Genomic DNA, 14,473 nt, shown 5'->3' with positions numbered 1-14,473 from the left:
GGGTAGTCGGGCAGGCTTCAGGCATATGCAGTACCTGTGGGGGCAACTGTCTTGCACAGCATCTAAAAGCTAGCGCGATCATTGTGGGAGCGGGCCCGCCCGCGAACACCGGCAAAGCCGGTGCCATTTACCGCGCTGGCTTCAGGCTAATGCAGTACCTCATGCGCCTATGCAAAGGTCGTCCCGCTTGGTTGCCACACCCCTTGGCGGGTATTGCCGGAAAGCATCTGAAATGGCTGTGATCAGCTGCATGTCCCTGATCGGGTCCAGCCCTGGAAAACGCTTGCCATTACAGTCACCGTCATGGGTAAGCACGGCCTCGACGCTGGCGTTGTTATCCCGATAAACCTGTCTGATCGCCTGGGCTTCCTGGTCCTTGCTGTCTACGCAGCGCAAGGCATGGTGAATGGCCAGGGCCGCGCCAAACGCCAGCGACGGGGTTTCAATAGCATGCTTGCGTGCAAGGTCGATGCTGCTGAAGATGCGCTCGTTGCGTTGAAGCTTGCGCAAAGGGTCGCGCCCCACCCGGGCACAAGGGTCTTTGAACGAGGTTGCACACCGCTCCAGGAAGGTGTCGGCAAAACGGCTGACCACTTCGGCCATGTGCGGGTACTCCGCCACCAGCGCCGGCCCGACTTCCTGGCGAATCAGGCGTTCGGCCAGTTTGCTGACACGTGCATCGCCCATACCCTGGCCCACCGAGTCATGGCCCAGCAGGCTCGCGTACCAGGCAACGATGGCATGTGGGCCGTTCCACAGGCGGTTCTTGATGACCTGGATCTGGGTGATGTCAGGCACCGTTTTCACCTGGCGCAGGCGCTCGAGCAACTCGCTGCCGTGCTCTACATACAGCGGCATGTCGGGTTCGCTGTTGAACAGGATCAGGTGCAGCTGGCTCATCGCGCTGCTGGGCTGGGCGAAGGGCCTGAACCGCCCGATCAGTCGTTCGTACTCAGGCACGGGCGCTGATGCCTTGGTGGCGACTGCCGGTTCGTCTTCCAGGCTGTTCTGGAACATCTGCGACTTGATGCGCAGTTGGCGCACCAGTGCGTCGTTGCTGAGCTTGGAGACAATGCGGCTGACCACCGTTTCGGCGAAATGGGTCTTTTCCAGCACTTGCTCGCCGATGGCTGGCGGACACAGCAATGCCAGCTCTGCCTGCACATGGCGGCGCACGAACGCGGCGCCGCCCACCTTGTTCAGCACGATCAGCAGCGTCAGCTCACGGCCACGTCGTTCGAAACGTTGCAGCAGCCCTTTGGCAATCACCTTCGCCTGGTTGCGGATGGCCTGTTCGGGCAGGCTCAGGCCGATAATTTCGGCAGTGGTGTACATGCCGATGACTGCGTCGTCATTGTCCATGTCGATCATGCGCACATTGTCGATGGTCTGGTCGAACGAAGTGGCCCCGTAGCGCACGCTGTAGCGGCCGAACGCATTGACGCTTTCGCGCAGCATGCGCGAGCGCGTGGCGGCGATGATTTCACGGGGCCGGGTGTAGCCATCCCAATGGGAAAACACCTGTGTCAGGTAGCCACCGCCGATGGCGCCGAAGCCATGAATGCCTACGCTGAACTGGTTCAACGAAGCCGGGAACGGCTCGCTCAACGCAGGCATGCCCAAGTCAGGTACGCACTCGCTAAGGTCGGCGAGAAACTCATGCATGCTGCGGTAGGCTTTGAGCGCGCCAGCCTTGATCTCGGCAGCGGGCGGCTTGATGTCTTCGATCAGAATCGCCTGGCCTTCGGCACGGATCGCCGACAGCATCCCGTTCTCTGAATCCTCGACCATGAAGCATTGGCCCGGCTCGCAATTGAGCGCGCGGGCGGCTTTCAGGAAAATCTCGGGGTGGGGTTTGCCCTGGCTGACTTCATCGCCACAGACGGTGATGTCGAAATACTTCAGCACATTGGCGTTGATCAGGTATTCCTCGGCAATGGTGCGGCGGCTGGAGGTGGCCACTGCCATGGTCAAGCCCGACTTGCGCAGGCGTTCCAGCACTTCCAGCAAGCCGGCCTTGATGGGTACGCCGTGATTGCGCACGTACTCCAGCTCAAGTTCATCCGCGCGCTTGCGGATCTCGGCGTACGGGAAGTCTTCACCGTTATGCGCCTTGGCCAGGGCTTCTGCCTTGGTCGCGCTCAGGCCCAGCGAGCCGATCAATGTGTCCTCGCTCAGCGCTTTGCCGAAGATTTCCAGAGAGGCTTGCTTCAGTGTCTTGAAGCGCAAGCGTTCGGTGTCGAAGAGGGTGCCATCCATATCGAAGATGGCGCTGAGAATCTGTTTACCTTGAAAGAAAAGCATTGGGTGTTGCCCCTTGTTGTTGCGTCAGACATCCCGCCTGTAACAGGCGAATACGGTGTGTGAGCTGCAGCGATGGCAGTCAGGTCGGAGGCACACGGTCGACAGGGGGGCGCTCAGGGGTAACGCAGAAGTAAGGCGGGGCGGAGCGGGGAGTGCAGAGCAGGTTTGCAACCTTTGAGGCGAGGCGGGCGGCTGGTTTGGCCTTGAGGTCACGCCCACTGGCTGCAGTCGATTTTGCAGGCAGTGGGCGCAAATAGCGATGGATACGTGTGATTCCAAGCATAAGGTGCTTTGCTTCCTTTTCGTCGTGGGTGATCCTTTTTCAGCCTTGCACGTATGCGCGCCGCCATGCAAGGCTTGGGCTTCCGTTACAAGGTGAACCGCAATGACCCAAGCTACCGATCAGGCCTTTTATGACCGCGCCGATGCGCACATCGACCTGGCCAACCAGCAGATTGAAAAATTCGAAGACCTGGGCAAAGTAAGTGCCTCGCTGACCTTCGGCGCCACGCGTTTCAGCGCGTGGATGAGTGCCCGCAGCTTCAAGAGCAGCGCGGAACTGGCGGCAGCCCGGGAGGAAATTTTGAAGTACTTCTGCGAGCAGTACCGGATGATGCTCGAAGACAACCTGGATGAGCACATCGAGCATTTTGACCGCCTGGTACTGGGCAAGGACGCCTGACCTCGCCTGCCTGCGCAGCGGTGACTCAACGGTTGGGCCACTGCTGCAAAAGGATCGACACGAACTTCTCCGCCGCAGGCGACAACGACGCGCCGCGCCGGTACACCAGCCCCAGGGTGCGTGTGACTTGCGGCTCGATCAACGGCACGCTGACCAGTGTCGGGTGATCAGCGTTGGGCATGGCCAGGCTGGGCATGGCCGACACGCCCAGCCCGGCCTCGACCATGCCCAGCGACGTCGACAGGTGTTGCACTTCGTAGAACCATTTAGGCCGCAGGTTGAGCCCGGACAACGCATGGTCCAGCAGCATGCGGTTGCCACTCAGGCGGCCGACGCCGATCAGGCGGTAATCAGCCAGCTCTGTCCAGGTAACGGATGCGCGCTCCGCCAGTGGGTGGTCCCGCCTGCACGCCAGTACAAAGTGCTCTTGCACCAGTGAGACAAACTCGATGTCCGGGTGTTGGCCGCTCATCATGTTGATGCCGAAGTCAGCCTCGCCGCGCAGCACGGCTTCGAGCCCGTCGTTGGCGCTCAGGTCCAGCAGGCGAATACGGATTTTTGGGTACTGCTCGTTGTAATCGCGGATCACCGACGGCAGGAAGTAGAACGCTGCAGTGGGAATGCAGGCGAGGGTAACTTGCCCGGTCTGGCGCTCGGCCAGCTCGCGGATGCTGAGGATCGAGTCTTCAAAATCATCCAGCAGGCGCCTGGCTTTAGGTAGAAAGTCTCGGCCCACGCTGGTCAGGCTGACCCGGCGTGTGGTGCGTTCCAGCAGCGAGGTGCCCAGGCCTTCCTCCAGTTTCTTGATCCGCCGACTCAGGGCCGGCTGGGAAAGGTGAAGCGCCTCGGCGGCCTCGTGGAAACTACCGAGTTCGGCGATTTTGACGAAAGATCGGATATCTTGCAGCTCATATTCCATAACAAACCCTGCTACTGGCGCTGCGCCTGATTAATGTTTGAATCGCAATAATGGCTACGATATTTGCATTGGATTGATTTATCCATCCCTGTCACTCTTTTGCTCACAGCATCAATGATGTCCATTGATCAACAAGGGTGCAAAATCATGCAACGAATTCCTTGCGTCCTCATGCGCGGTGGTACCTCGAAAGGGCCGTTCTTCCACGCCTGGGATCTGCCTGCCAATGTGGTCGAACGCGACGAGTTGCTGATCAACCTGATGGGCTCTGGCCATGAGCTGGAAATCGACGGGATCGGTGGCGGCAGCCCGCAGACCAGCAAGGTGGCGATCATCAGCCCTTCTTTACACGCCGACGCCGACGTCGACTACCTGTTCGTGCAGGTGATGGTTGCACAGCGGCGGGTCGATACTGCCCCCAACTGCGGCAACATGCTGTGTGCCGTTGGCCCGTTCGCCATTGAACAGGGGTTGGTCAAAGGCAGGGAAGGGAAGACCCTGGTCCGTATTCGCAACCTGAACACCGGTACCTTCGTCAATTCGCTGGTAGAAACCCCAGGCGGTATTGTGCGCTACGAAGGCCGTACCGCCATCGACGGCGTACCCGGCACTGCCGCCCCGGTGCACCTGACTTTCCTCGATGCAGTCGGCAGCAAGACCGGCAAGCTGTTCCCTACCGGCCAGGCCAGGGATCTGATCGATGGTGTCCCGGTGACCTGCATCGATATGGCCATGCCGATGATGGTGGTGGAGGCCAGCCAGCTAGGTGTCACCGGCTCGGAAACCCCGGCCCAGCTAGACGCCAACAGCGAACTGCTCGAACGCCTTGAAGCATTGCGCTTGAAGGCCGGCAAGGCCATGGGCCTGGGCGATGTCAGTGGCATGGTCATCCCCAAGCCGGTACTGGTATCCAGGCCTCGCTACGACGGCACGCTGCAGGTTCGTTATTTCATGCCGCACAACTGCCATCGCGCCCTGGCGATCACTGGCGCAGTCGGGATGGCAACTGCCTGCGTCAGCCCCGGCACGGTGATTGCCGACCTGCTGGGCGAAGGCGTGCAGCAGCTGACCGAGGTCCGCCTCGAGCACCCCAGTGGCGGCATTGATATCGCCCTGACGCGCAGCGGTGCCGATGGCCAGACCATCCAGGCCTCGGTAGTACGAACCGCCCGGCGGCTCTTCTCAGGGTTCGTCTACGCCCCTACATTCCGCAGGTTGGCCGGGTAGCACCAGGCGTCGATCCAGAGCCGCACATTTGTAACAAGCGCATCCGCACAATTTCAACAATGGTGATGCCCCATGAAACTCGCCAAATCGCTGTACTTTCAGATCCTCTGCGCCGTCCTGCTGGGCGTATTGGTCGGCCACTTCTGGGCGCAACAGGCCGTTGCGCTCAAGCCCTTGGGTGATGCCTTCATCAAGCTGATCAAGATGATGATCGCCCCAGTGGTGTTCTGTACCATCGTCACCGGCATTGCCGGAATGACCGACAAGCGCTCGCTGGGGCGCCTGATGAGCAAGACGTTGCTGCTGTTCCTGGGCCTGACGGTGGTGAGCCTGGTGATTGGCCTGGCGGCGGTTTACCTGTTCAAACCCGGTGTGGGCATGAACATCGACCCCGCCACCCTCAGCACCGAAGGCCTCAGCCAGTACACCGCCTCGGCCGCCAAGCTGGGCGTGGTCGATTTCTTCATGCACATCATTCCCGATACGTTCATCGGTGCCTTCAACAAGGGCGAAGTATTGCCGGTGCTGTTCATCGCCGTACTCAGCGGCTTTGCCCTGTCGTCCATGGGGGACAAGGGCAAGCCAGTGCTGGATGTGCTGGAATCTGCCTCGACCATGGTGTTCCGCATTTTTGGTTACCTGATGCGCTTTGCGCCGGTGGGTGCCTTTGGTGCGCTGGCCTTTACCGTCGGGCAGTACGGCATCACCTCGCTCGGTGCCCTGGCCAAGCTGGTAGGTACGCTGTACATCGGCTGTGCGTTCTTCGTACTGGTCGTACTGGGTGGCATCTGCCGGGCCCATGGTTTCAGCCTGTGGAAACTGCTGCGCTATTTCCGCGAGGAATTCCTGGTGGTGCTGGGTACTTCGTCCACCGAGCCCGTGCTGCCGCGCATGCTGGAAAAGCTCGAGAAGCTGGGCTGCAAGAAGGGTGTAGTAGGCCTGGTGTTGCCAACCGGGTACTCGTTCAACCTCGATGGCACAGCCATCTACCTGTCGTTGGCGGCCATCTTCATCGCCCAGGCCTGCAACATCGACATCACCCTGGGGCAGACGCTGACCATGCTGGCGATCATGCTGCTGTCTTCCAAGGGCGCCGCCGGGGTGACAGGCAGTGGTTTCGTTGCCCTGGCCTCGACCCTGACCGTGATCCACGATATTCCGCTGGCTGGCCTGGCGCTGCTGATCGGTATCGACCGCTTCATGTCCGAAGCCCGGGCGCTGACCAGCCTTGCCAGCAATGCGGTGGCCACCGTGGTGATCTCGCTGTCCGAGAATGCCTGTGAGCGGGAGACCCTGTTGCGCGCACTCAATGGTGAGCAACCGGTACAGCCAGACTGTGCTGCACCCGAACCGGCCGCCTGGCCCGCCGAGCCAAGCCGCCACGGCTGAACCCCGTTCGCACTACTGAACATTGACTTAAAATTCCACTCAGCGTCGCAGCGATGCCGAGTGGGGTTGGAGGCTGCCTGCCCGGCGGGCGGCCACGCACAATAAAAACAAGAGAGAAAGACCATGCTCGCACTCCTGGGCCTGATCATGGTGGTGACGTTCACCTACCTGATCATGAGCAAGCGCCTGTCGCCTATCGTTGCGCTGACCGTTGTCCCGATCGTCTTCGCCGTCATCGGCGGCTTTGCCCCCGAACTGGGCAAGATGATGCTCGATGGCCTGAAGATGGTCGCCCCATCGGCAGCCTTGCTGTTGTTTGCCATCCTGTTCTTCGGCCTGATGATCGATGCCGGCCTGTTCGATCCGCTCATCCGCAAGATCCTCAAGCGGGTGAACGGCGACCCGGTCAAGATCGCCATCGGCACTGCACTGCTGTCGCTTCTGGTGGCGCTGGACGGTGACGGCACGACCACCTACATGATCACCTGTGCCGCCATGCTGCCACTCTACAAACGTATCGGCATGAACCCGATGATCCTGGCCACGGTGTCGATGCTGTCGCTGAGCATCATGAGCGGCTTGAGCCCCTGGGGCGGACCAGCCACGCGGGCCATCGCCGCGCTTGGGCTGGACGCCAGCGAGTACTTCATCCCGATGCTGCCGACCATGATCGGCGGTGCGGCCTGGGTGGTGTTCACGGCCTTCCTGCTGGGGCGTACCGAACGCCGCCGTATCGGCAACATCGCCCTGCAGGCCGGCGGTGGCAACTGCTACATCAAGGAAATCCTCGGCGACAACCCGTACAAACGCCCGCGGCTGGCCTATGTAAACCTGTTGCTGGTAATCGCCGTCATGACCGCGCTGGTGATGGGGCTGATGCATGCCGCCATCCTGTTCATGATCGGCTTCGTCGCCGCGCTGATGATCAACTACCCGCAGCTGGAACTGCAGAAGGAGCGCATTCTGGCGCATTCGGGCAACGCCATGACCGTGGTGCTGCTGGTGTTCGCCGCGGGTATCTTTGCCGGGATCTTCTCGGGCACCAAGATGGTCGACGCCCTGGCGCAAACCCTGGTGGACTGGATTCCCGAAGAATGGAGCCACTGGTTCCCGCTGGTGGTGGCGCTGACCAGCATGCCGCTGACCTTTGTGTTGTCCAACGACGCCTACTACTTCGGCGTGGTGCCCATCCTGGCCAACGCCGCCGCGGCTTACGGCATCGACCCGCTGGAAATTGCCCGCGCCTCGGTCCTCGGCCAGCCGGTGCACCTGATGAGCCCGCTGGTGGCTTCGACGTTACTGCTGGTGGGCATGGTCGACCGTGACATCGGTGACTTCCAGAAGGCCACCTTCAAGTGGGCCGTGCTCACGTCATTGGTGATCACCGCCCTGGCCTTGCTCACAGGGGCTTTGTCCTTCTTCGTCTGAGCCCTGCCTGCGCGCTTTCAAATAACAACAATAGAGTACCGATCATGTCCCGAGCTATGTTCCGTGGGGCCACTTGTGGCCTGCTCTGCGGCTGGCTGCCTGTTGCCGGCGCCGGCGGTTTCGTCGATGACAGCAAGCTCAAGCTGCAACTGCGCAACGTCTACTTCAACGAGAATTTCCGTGACGAGCAGGGCATGAGTGCGCGTGCTGCCGCCAGTGCAAAAAACGAGCGGGTGGAGTGGGCCCAGGGTTTTCTGCTCGACTACCAGTCGGGCTTTACCGCCGGCACGCTCGGGGTCGGGCTCGACGCACTGGGCCTGGTCGGCATACGGCTGGACTCCGGGCGCGGGCGCAGCGGTACCGGGCTGCTGCCGGTGCATGACGACGGCCGCGCTGCGGACGAATTCGCCAGTGCCGGGGTGACGGCCAAGGGGCGTATCGGCAAGACGGTGATCAGGCACGGTACCTTGCTGCCAAAGACACCCGTGCTTGTCTACAACGATGCACGGCTGTTGCCGCAGACGTACCAGGGCACGCAGTTGACCAGCGCGGATATCGACGGGCTGACCCTGACGGCGGGGCACCTGGACCGCTTCAAGCAGCGTGATTCATCCGATAGCACCGGGCTGTACCTGGATGGCTATGCGGGCGGCAAGTCGGGTGACTTCAACTTCGCCGGCGCCGATTTTGCCGTCAGCAAACAACTGCGCCTGAGCTACTTTCATGGCCAGCTCGAGCACTTCTACCGCCAGGACTTCGCCGGCCTGCAACATGAGCTGCCGCTGGCCGGTGGCGTGTTGAGCACTGACCTGCGCTATTTCAAGAGCCGTGACAGCGGTGCCGCCCACGGCGGCGCCATCGACAACGACATGATCAGCGGGCAGGTGGCCTATGCCCATTCGGGCCATACCCTCGGTGCCGGCTACCAGGTGCTCGATGGCGAGGCAGGGCTGCCCTACATCAGCGGCGCGACGGTGTATTCGTTCAGCAACGTCGGCATCGGCAAGTTCATCGAGGAAGAAGAAAAGACCTGGATGGCAAGCTACGCCTACAACTTTGCGGCAGCAGGCGTGCCGGGCCTGACCTTCATGGCGCGATACCTGAGTGGCGACAATGGCCGCTCGGGTGCCGAGGGCATCAAGGAGTGGGAGCGTGACGCAGAGATTGCCTACGTGGTGCAGGGCGGGCCGTTGAAAGGGCTGGGTGTGAAGCTGCGCAACTATGTCTATCGTTCGGATTTTGCCCGCGGGCGCGACAGCAACCGCCTTTACCTCACCTACGATATCGCCATCTGGTGATGGCGCGGGCCGGGTAGCGTACCCGGCCCTGGCCCTGCTTGCTGTGGCCTGTTCAGCGGCGCAGCAGGCGAGAGACCACCAGTGTGAGGGCGGCGGTGATAGCCAGTGCGGCAACCGGTTTTTCCTTGACGAACGAAGACACCGTGTCCAGGGCATCTCCATAGGACTTGGTCAGCTGGCCTGCGGCCTGACGCCCATCGCCTTCGGCTTCCAGCGCAGGATCCTCGACCAGTCGGCCTACAGCGCTCTGCGCCTTGCCTGCAAGGTTCTCTGCAACACCTTCGATCTGTTCACGTTTCATGATGGCTTAGTTCCTTCCTGTGATCGGCTTTGGGTTAACAGCACAGGGTTAGGGCGGTGAAGGGCCGCAATGGTTCCAAGCGTCTGCTTGTCACCTGCAGATCACGCATCGCACATCGCTTGAGAGCGCGAGGCTAACGGGCTTTCTTCTCGAGGATCCGCGCCCCGGTACCTTCCTTGCCCAGCACATCCTCGGGGTTGCGCAGCGGGCAGTCTTCCAGCGACAGGCAACCGCAACCAATGCAGTTGTCCAGGCTGTCGCGCAGCGCCTGCAGCGTGCGGATGCGGGCGTTCAGGTCTTCGCGCCAGGCGGTGGACATCTCGCCCCATTGCGCCGCCGTAGGCTTGCTGTTGGGCGCATAGCGGCTGAATGCCTGCTTGATTTCCTCCAGCGGAATACCCGTGCGCTGCGCCACCTTGATGATCGCCAGCGTACGCAGCACCAGCGAGGGATAGCGCCGCTGGTTGCCTGCCGTGCGGACGCTGGCGATCAGCCCCTTGGTCTCGTAGAAGTGCAGCGCAGACACCGCCACGCCGCTGCGTCTGGCCACTTCACCCACTGTGAGCATCCGCGTGTTGTCCGCTGCCATGCCTGTTGACCTCAAGTTAAGTTGAGCTCTTATAGTCCTGCCGGATCTTCCCCGCAACCGCTTTCCCTGTGATCGGAGCTGTGCATGAACATACGGACGTTACTGGCCTGGGCCGGCGCTGTTGCCGGTGCGCTGGCTGCTGCCTATGCATTGGTGGGTAGCGGGTCGGCGCCGCCCGCTGCGGCGGCGTGGCCGGCGACTAGGGTGGCGCTGGCCACGGCCGAGCAGGTACAGCTGGCGCGGCAGAACTTTGCGTCAGGGGAGCTGGAAGCGGTCAACCAGGTACAGGTGGCGGCCGAGACGGCGGGGCGCATTACCCGCATCGCCTTCGAGTCGGGGCAGGCGGTCACTGCCGGGCAGTTGCTGGTGCAGCTCAACGACGCGCCGGAGCAGGCCCAGCGGGTGCAGTTGCGGGCCAGGCTGCGTAACGCCGAAGTGGTGCTGCAGCGCAGCCGCAAGCTGCGGGCAATGAATGCCGTGTCGCAAGAGCTGCTGGACAACGCCGCCACTGCCGTGGACGTGGCGCGTGGTGAGCTGCAGCATGTCGAGGCGCTGATCGCGCAGAAGGCCATTCGCGCACCGTTTGCCGGCAAGCTGGGTATTCGGCGGGTGCATCAGGGCCAGTATCTGGGCGCCGGTGAGGCCATCGTCAACCTGGCCGACATCAGCCAGTTGCATGTGAATTTCGCGTTGGGCGAGCAGGCCGCCCCCGAAGTGCATGTCGGGCAAGTGCTGGCGCTGACGGTGGACGCAGTGCGCGGGCAAGGCTTTCAGGCCCGGGTGGTGGCGGTCGACCCGGTGGTGAGCAAGGCGCGCCTGGTGCAAGTGCAGGCAGCCTTGCCGAACCCGGGCGGGCAGTTGCAGCCGGGCATGTACGCTGGCGTGCGCCTGGATGCTGTGCAGCCGTCGACCGTGCTGGCTGTGCCGGAAACCGCGATCACCTACGCCGCCTATGGCCAGACAGTATTCGTTGCCACTCAGGACCCGGCGCATGGTACCCGGGTCAGCAGAGTGCGGGTTACCACTGGTGAGCGCTGGCAGGGGCGGGTGGAGGTTACCTCCGGCCTGGCGCCCGGTGACCGGGTGGTGGTGTCTGGCCAATTGAAGCTGAGCGATGGCATGTCGGTTGAGCCGGTGGCGCAGGACAGCTTGCAGGCCAACCTCGGAGGGCGGCAGCCATGAAGTTTACCGACCTCTTCGTGCGCCGCCCGGTGCTGGCGCTGGTGGTCAGCAGCCTGATCATCCTGATGGGGCTGTTTGCCATGGGCAAGTTGCCGATCCGTCAGTACCCGTTGCTGGCAAGCTCGACCATTACCATCAGCACCGAGTACCCCGGCGCCTCGGCCGAGCTGATGCAGGGCTTTGTGACCCAGCCGATCACCCAGGCTGTGTCGTCGGTGGAGGGCATCGACTACCTGTCCTCGTCGTCGCAGCAGGGGCGCAGCCTGATCACCTTGCGCATGGTACTCAACCGCGATTCGACCCAGGCGCTGGCCGAGACCATGGCCAAGGTCAACCAGGTGCGCTATCGCCTGCCGGAAAAGGCCTACGACCCGGTGGTGGAGCTGTCGGCTGGCGACTCCACTGCCGTGGCCTACGTGGGCTTTGCCAGCGATAGCCTGTCGATACCGGAGCTGAGCGATTACCTGTCGCGGGTGGTGGAACCGCAGTTCTCTGGCATCGACGGCGTGGCCAAGGTGCAGTCGTTCGGCGGGCAGCGCCTGGCCATGCGCCTGTGGCTGGACAGCGAACAGATGGCCGGGCGCGGGGTGACGGCAGCGGACGTGGCGCAGGCGGTGCGGGCCAACAACTACCAGGCGACACCGGGCCAGGTGCGTGGGCAGTACGTGCTGGCCGATATCCAGGTGGACACCGACCTGACCCGGGTCGAGGACTTCCGTGAGCTGATCATCCGCAACGATGGCACCGACCTGGTGCGCCTGCGCGACGTCGGCACCGTCGAGCTGAGTGCGGCGGCCACCCCGACCAGCGCTACCATGGACGGCAAGCCGGCCGTGCACCTGGGGCTGTTCCCCACGCCGGCCGGTAACCCGCTGGTGATTGTCGAGGGCATTCGCCAACTGCTGCCGCAAATCCAGCAGACCCTGCCGCCTGGGGTGAAGGTGGCGCTGGCCTATGAGACTGCGCGCTTCATCGATGCTTCGATCCATGAGGTGCTGCGCACCCTGGTGGAGGCGATGCTGATCGTGGTGCTGGTGATCTGGTTGTGTTTGGGCTCGCTGCGCAGCGTACTGATCGCGGTAGTCGCCATTCCGCTGTCGATGCTCGGTGCCGCAGGCCTGATGCTGCTGTTCGGCTTCAGCCTCAACCTGCTGACCTTGCTGGCGATGGTGCTGGCCATCGGCCTGGTGGTGGACGATGCCATCGTGGTGGTGGAGAACGTGCACCGGCATATCGAAGAGGGCAGGTCGCCGGTCGCTGCGGCATTGGCCGGGGCACGGGAAATTGCCGGGCCGGTGATCGCCATGACCCTGACCCTGGCAGCGGTGTATGCACCAATCGGGCTGATGGGCGGGCTGACCGGCACGCTGTTCCGCGAATTCGCCCTGACCTTGGCGGGCGCGGTGATCGTGTCCGGCATCGTGGCGCTAACCCTGTCGCCGGTGATGAGCTCGTTACTGTTGCAACCCGGGCAGCAGCATGGCGCGATGGCCAATAGGGCTGATCGGTTGTTTGCTGCGTTGACCGGGGCCTATGGACGAGTGCTGGCCTACTCCCTGGCGCATCGCTGGATCAGCGCGGGTGTGGCGCTGCTGGTGTGCCTGAGCCTGCCCTGGCTTTACCTGCTGCCCCAGCGCGAGCTGGCGCCGCCCGAGGACCAGGCAGCGGTGCTGACCGCCATCAAGTCGCCGCAGCATGCCAGCCTCGAATATGCGGAACGCTTTGCGCTGAAGCTTGACCAGGTGATGAAGTCCATCGCCGAAACCACCGACACCTGGATCATCAACGGCACCGACGGCCCGGCCGCCAGTTTCGGGGGTATCAACCTCAGCGCCTGGCAGGCGCGCGAGCGGTCCGCCGCACAGGTGCAGGCGCAGTTGCAGCAGGCTGTGGCGGATATCGAAGGCAGCAGCATCTTTGCCTTCCAGGTCGCTTCGCTGCCGGGCTCCAGTGGCGGCCTGCCGGTGCAGATGGTGCTGCGCAGCGCCCAGGATTACCCCGAGCTGTACCAGACCATGGAGGTACTCAAGCAACGCGCCCGCGACAGCGGCCTGTTTGCCGTGGTGGACAGCGACCTCGACTACAACAACCCGGTGGTCAAGGTGCGCGTCGACCGGGCCAAGGCGGCTAGCCTGGGCATCAGCATGCAGGCCATTGGCGAGTCGCTGGGTGTGCTGGTGGGCGAGCAGTACCTCAACCGCTTTGCCCTGTTCGGGCGTTCCTACGACGTGATCCCTCAGAGTATCCAGGACCAGCGCCTGAGCCCTGCGGCGCTGAATCGTCAATACGTGCGCGCCGAAGATGGCAGCCTGGTGCCGCTGGCCACGGTGGTGCACCTGGATCTCGAAGTGGCGCCCAACCGCCTGTTGCAGTTCGATCAGCAGAACGCCAGTACCTTGCAGGCCATCCCGGCCCCGGGTGTGTCGATGGGCAATGCCGTGGCCTTTCTCGAACAGCTCAGCGCCGAACTGCCGCCGGGCTTCAGCCACGACTGGCAATCGGAATCGCGCCAGTATGTGCAGGAAGGCTTTGCCTTGATGTGGGCGTTTCTCGCTGCCTTGGTGGTGATCTACTTGGTGCTGGCGGCACAGTACGAAAGCCTGGTCGACCCGCTGATCATTCTGGTAACCGTGCCACTGTCGATCTGCGGTGCACTGCTGCCGCTGGCGCTGGGCTGGGCCACGTTGAACATCTACACGCAGATTGGCCTGGTGACGCTGATCGGGTTGATCAGCAAGCACGGCATCCTGATGGTGGAGTTCGCCAACGAGATCCAGGTGCGCGACAACCTCGACCGTGCTGCCGCCATTGTCCGTGCTGCGCAGATACGCCTGCGGCCGGTGCTGATGACCACCGCGGCGATGACCTTTGGCGTGCTGCCGCTGCTGTTCGCCAGCGGCGCCGGGGCCAACAGCCGCTTCGGGCTGGGGGTGGTGATTGTGTGCGGGATGCTGGTGGGGACCTTGTTTACCTTGTTCGTGCTACCGACCATCTATGCCTGGCTGGCGCGCGATCACCGGGTGACCACGGTGCGGGGGCAACAGTTGCTGGAGGCCGATCGGGTGTTGGGCATGTGAAGTGAGGGAACAGGAATATCGGGGCTGCTTCGCAGCCCATCGCCGGCAAGCCAGCTCCCACAGGGGTTGTGCCGGGC

11 protein-coding genes are annotated in these 14,473 nt (G+C 62.8%); 7 read left to right on the top strand and 4 right to left on the bottom strand.

Features of this window, described 5'->3' with window-relative positions; all coding sequences use genetic code 11:
- Window positions 1-159: 159 nt before the first annotated feature.
- Window positions 160-2,304, bottom strand: coding sequence for a bifunctional mannitol-1-phosphate dehydrogenase/phosphatase (mtlD, locus tag JOY50_RS22315; RefSeq protein ID WP_132846590.1), 2,145 nt, complete (start codon window positions 2,302-2,304; stop codon window positions 160-162).
- Between the two features lie 385 nt (window positions 2,305-2,689).
- Between mtlD and JOY50_RS22310 the strand changes: the two genes are divergently transcribed.
- Window positions 2,690-2,986, top strand: a complete 297-nt coding sequence (locus JOY50_RS22310; protein ID WP_019472891.1) for a DUF3144 domain-containing protein — start codon at window positions 2,690-2,692, stop codon at window positions 2,984-2,986.
- Window positions 2,987-3,011: 25 nt separating this feature from the next.
- Here JOY50_RS22310 and JOY50_RS22305 read toward each other — a convergent pair whose 3' ends face one another.
- Window positions 3,012-3,905: a LysR family transcriptional regulator gene (locus JOY50_RS22305; protein ID WP_016485564.1), complete on the bottom strand. Its 894-nt coding sequence runs from the start codon at window positions 3,903-3,905 to the stop codon at window positions 3,012-3,014.
- A 147-nt stretch (window positions 3,906-4,052) separates the two neighbouring features.
- Between JOY50_RS22305 and JOY50_RS22300 the strand changes: the two genes are divergently transcribed.
- The 4 genes from JOY50_RS22300 to JOY50_RS22285 all read left to right on the top strand — a co-directional run bounded on the left by JOY50_RS22300 (window position 4,053) and on the right by JOY50_RS22285 (window position 9,247).
- Window positions 4,053-5,132, top strand: a complete 1,080-nt coding sequence (locus JOY50_RS22300; protein ID WP_243055866.1) for a 4-oxalomesaconate tautomerase — start codon at window positions 4,053-4,055, stop codon at window positions 5,130-5,132.
- 72 nt (window positions 5,133-5,204) lie between these two features.
- Window positions 5,205-6,521, top strand: coding sequence for a dicarboxylate/amino acid:cation symporter (locus JOY50_RS22295; RefSeq protein WP_243055865.1), 1,317 nt, complete (start codon window positions 5,205-5,207; stop codon window positions 6,519-6,521).
- 123 nt (window positions 6,522-6,644) lie between these two features.
- Window positions 6,645-7,949, top strand: a complete 1,305-nt coding sequence (locus JOY50_RS22290; protein WP_016500819.1) for a CitMHS family transporter — start codon at window positions 6,645-6,647, stop codon at window positions 7,947-7,949.
- 44 nt (window positions 7,950-7,993) lie between these two features.
- The gene (locus JOY50_RS22285) at window positions 7,994-9,247 is read left to right on the top strand and encodes an OprD family porin (RefSeq protein WP_138737373.1); all 1,254 of its coding nucleotides are present in this window, start codon (window positions 7,994-7,996) and stop codon (window positions 9,245-9,247) included.
- Between the two features lie 52 nt (window positions 9,248-9,299).
- Here the strand turns inward: JOY50_RS22285 and JOY50_RS22280 are convergent, their stop codons facing one another.
- Window positions 9,300-9,548 (bottom strand): CsbD family protein, encoded by a 249-nt coding sequence (locus tag JOY50_RS22280; RefSeq protein WP_063425100.1) that lies wholly within the window; start codon window positions 9,546-9,548, stop codon window positions 9,300-9,302.
- Window positions 9,549-9,681: 133 nt separating this feature from the next.
- Complete coding sequence (soxR, locus tag JOY50_RS22275; protein ID WP_243055863.1) at window positions 9,682-10,137, bottom strand: redox-sensitive transcriptional activator SoxR; 456 nt, start codon at window positions 10,135-10,137, stop codon at window positions 9,682-9,684.
- Between the two features lie 84 nt (window positions 10,138-10,221).
- On the opposite strand from soxR, the gene JOY50_RS22270 reads away from it, so the two are divergent.
- Window positions 10,222-11,319, top strand: a complete 1,098-nt coding sequence (locus JOY50_RS22270; protein ID WP_243055861.1) for an efflux RND transporter periplasmic adaptor subunit — start codon at window positions 10,222-10,224, stop codon at window positions 11,317-11,319.
- Window positions 11,316-14,396 carry a MexW/MexI family multidrug efflux RND transporter permease subunit gene (locus JOY50_RS22265; protein ID WP_138737371.1) on the top strand — a complete coding sequence of 1,027 codons (3,081 nt, stop codon included), beginning with the start codon at window positions 11,316-11,318 and terminating at the stop codon, window positions 14,394-14,396. Before JOY50_RS22270 ends, JOY50_RS22265 begins: the two co-directional genes overlap by 4 nt.
- Window positions 14,397-14,473: the final 77 nt, after the last annotated feature.

Origin of the sequence: Pseudomonas sp. BP01 (assembly GCF_022760795.1) — a bacterium.
Classification (GTDB): Bacteria; Pseudomonadota; Gammaproteobacteria; order Pseudomonadales; family Pseudomonadaceae; genus Aquipseudomonas; species Aquipseudomonas putida_Q.
The sequence above is the reverse complement of the archived record's forward strand: the minus strand, read 5'-3'. Positions and strand labels throughout refer to the sequence as shown.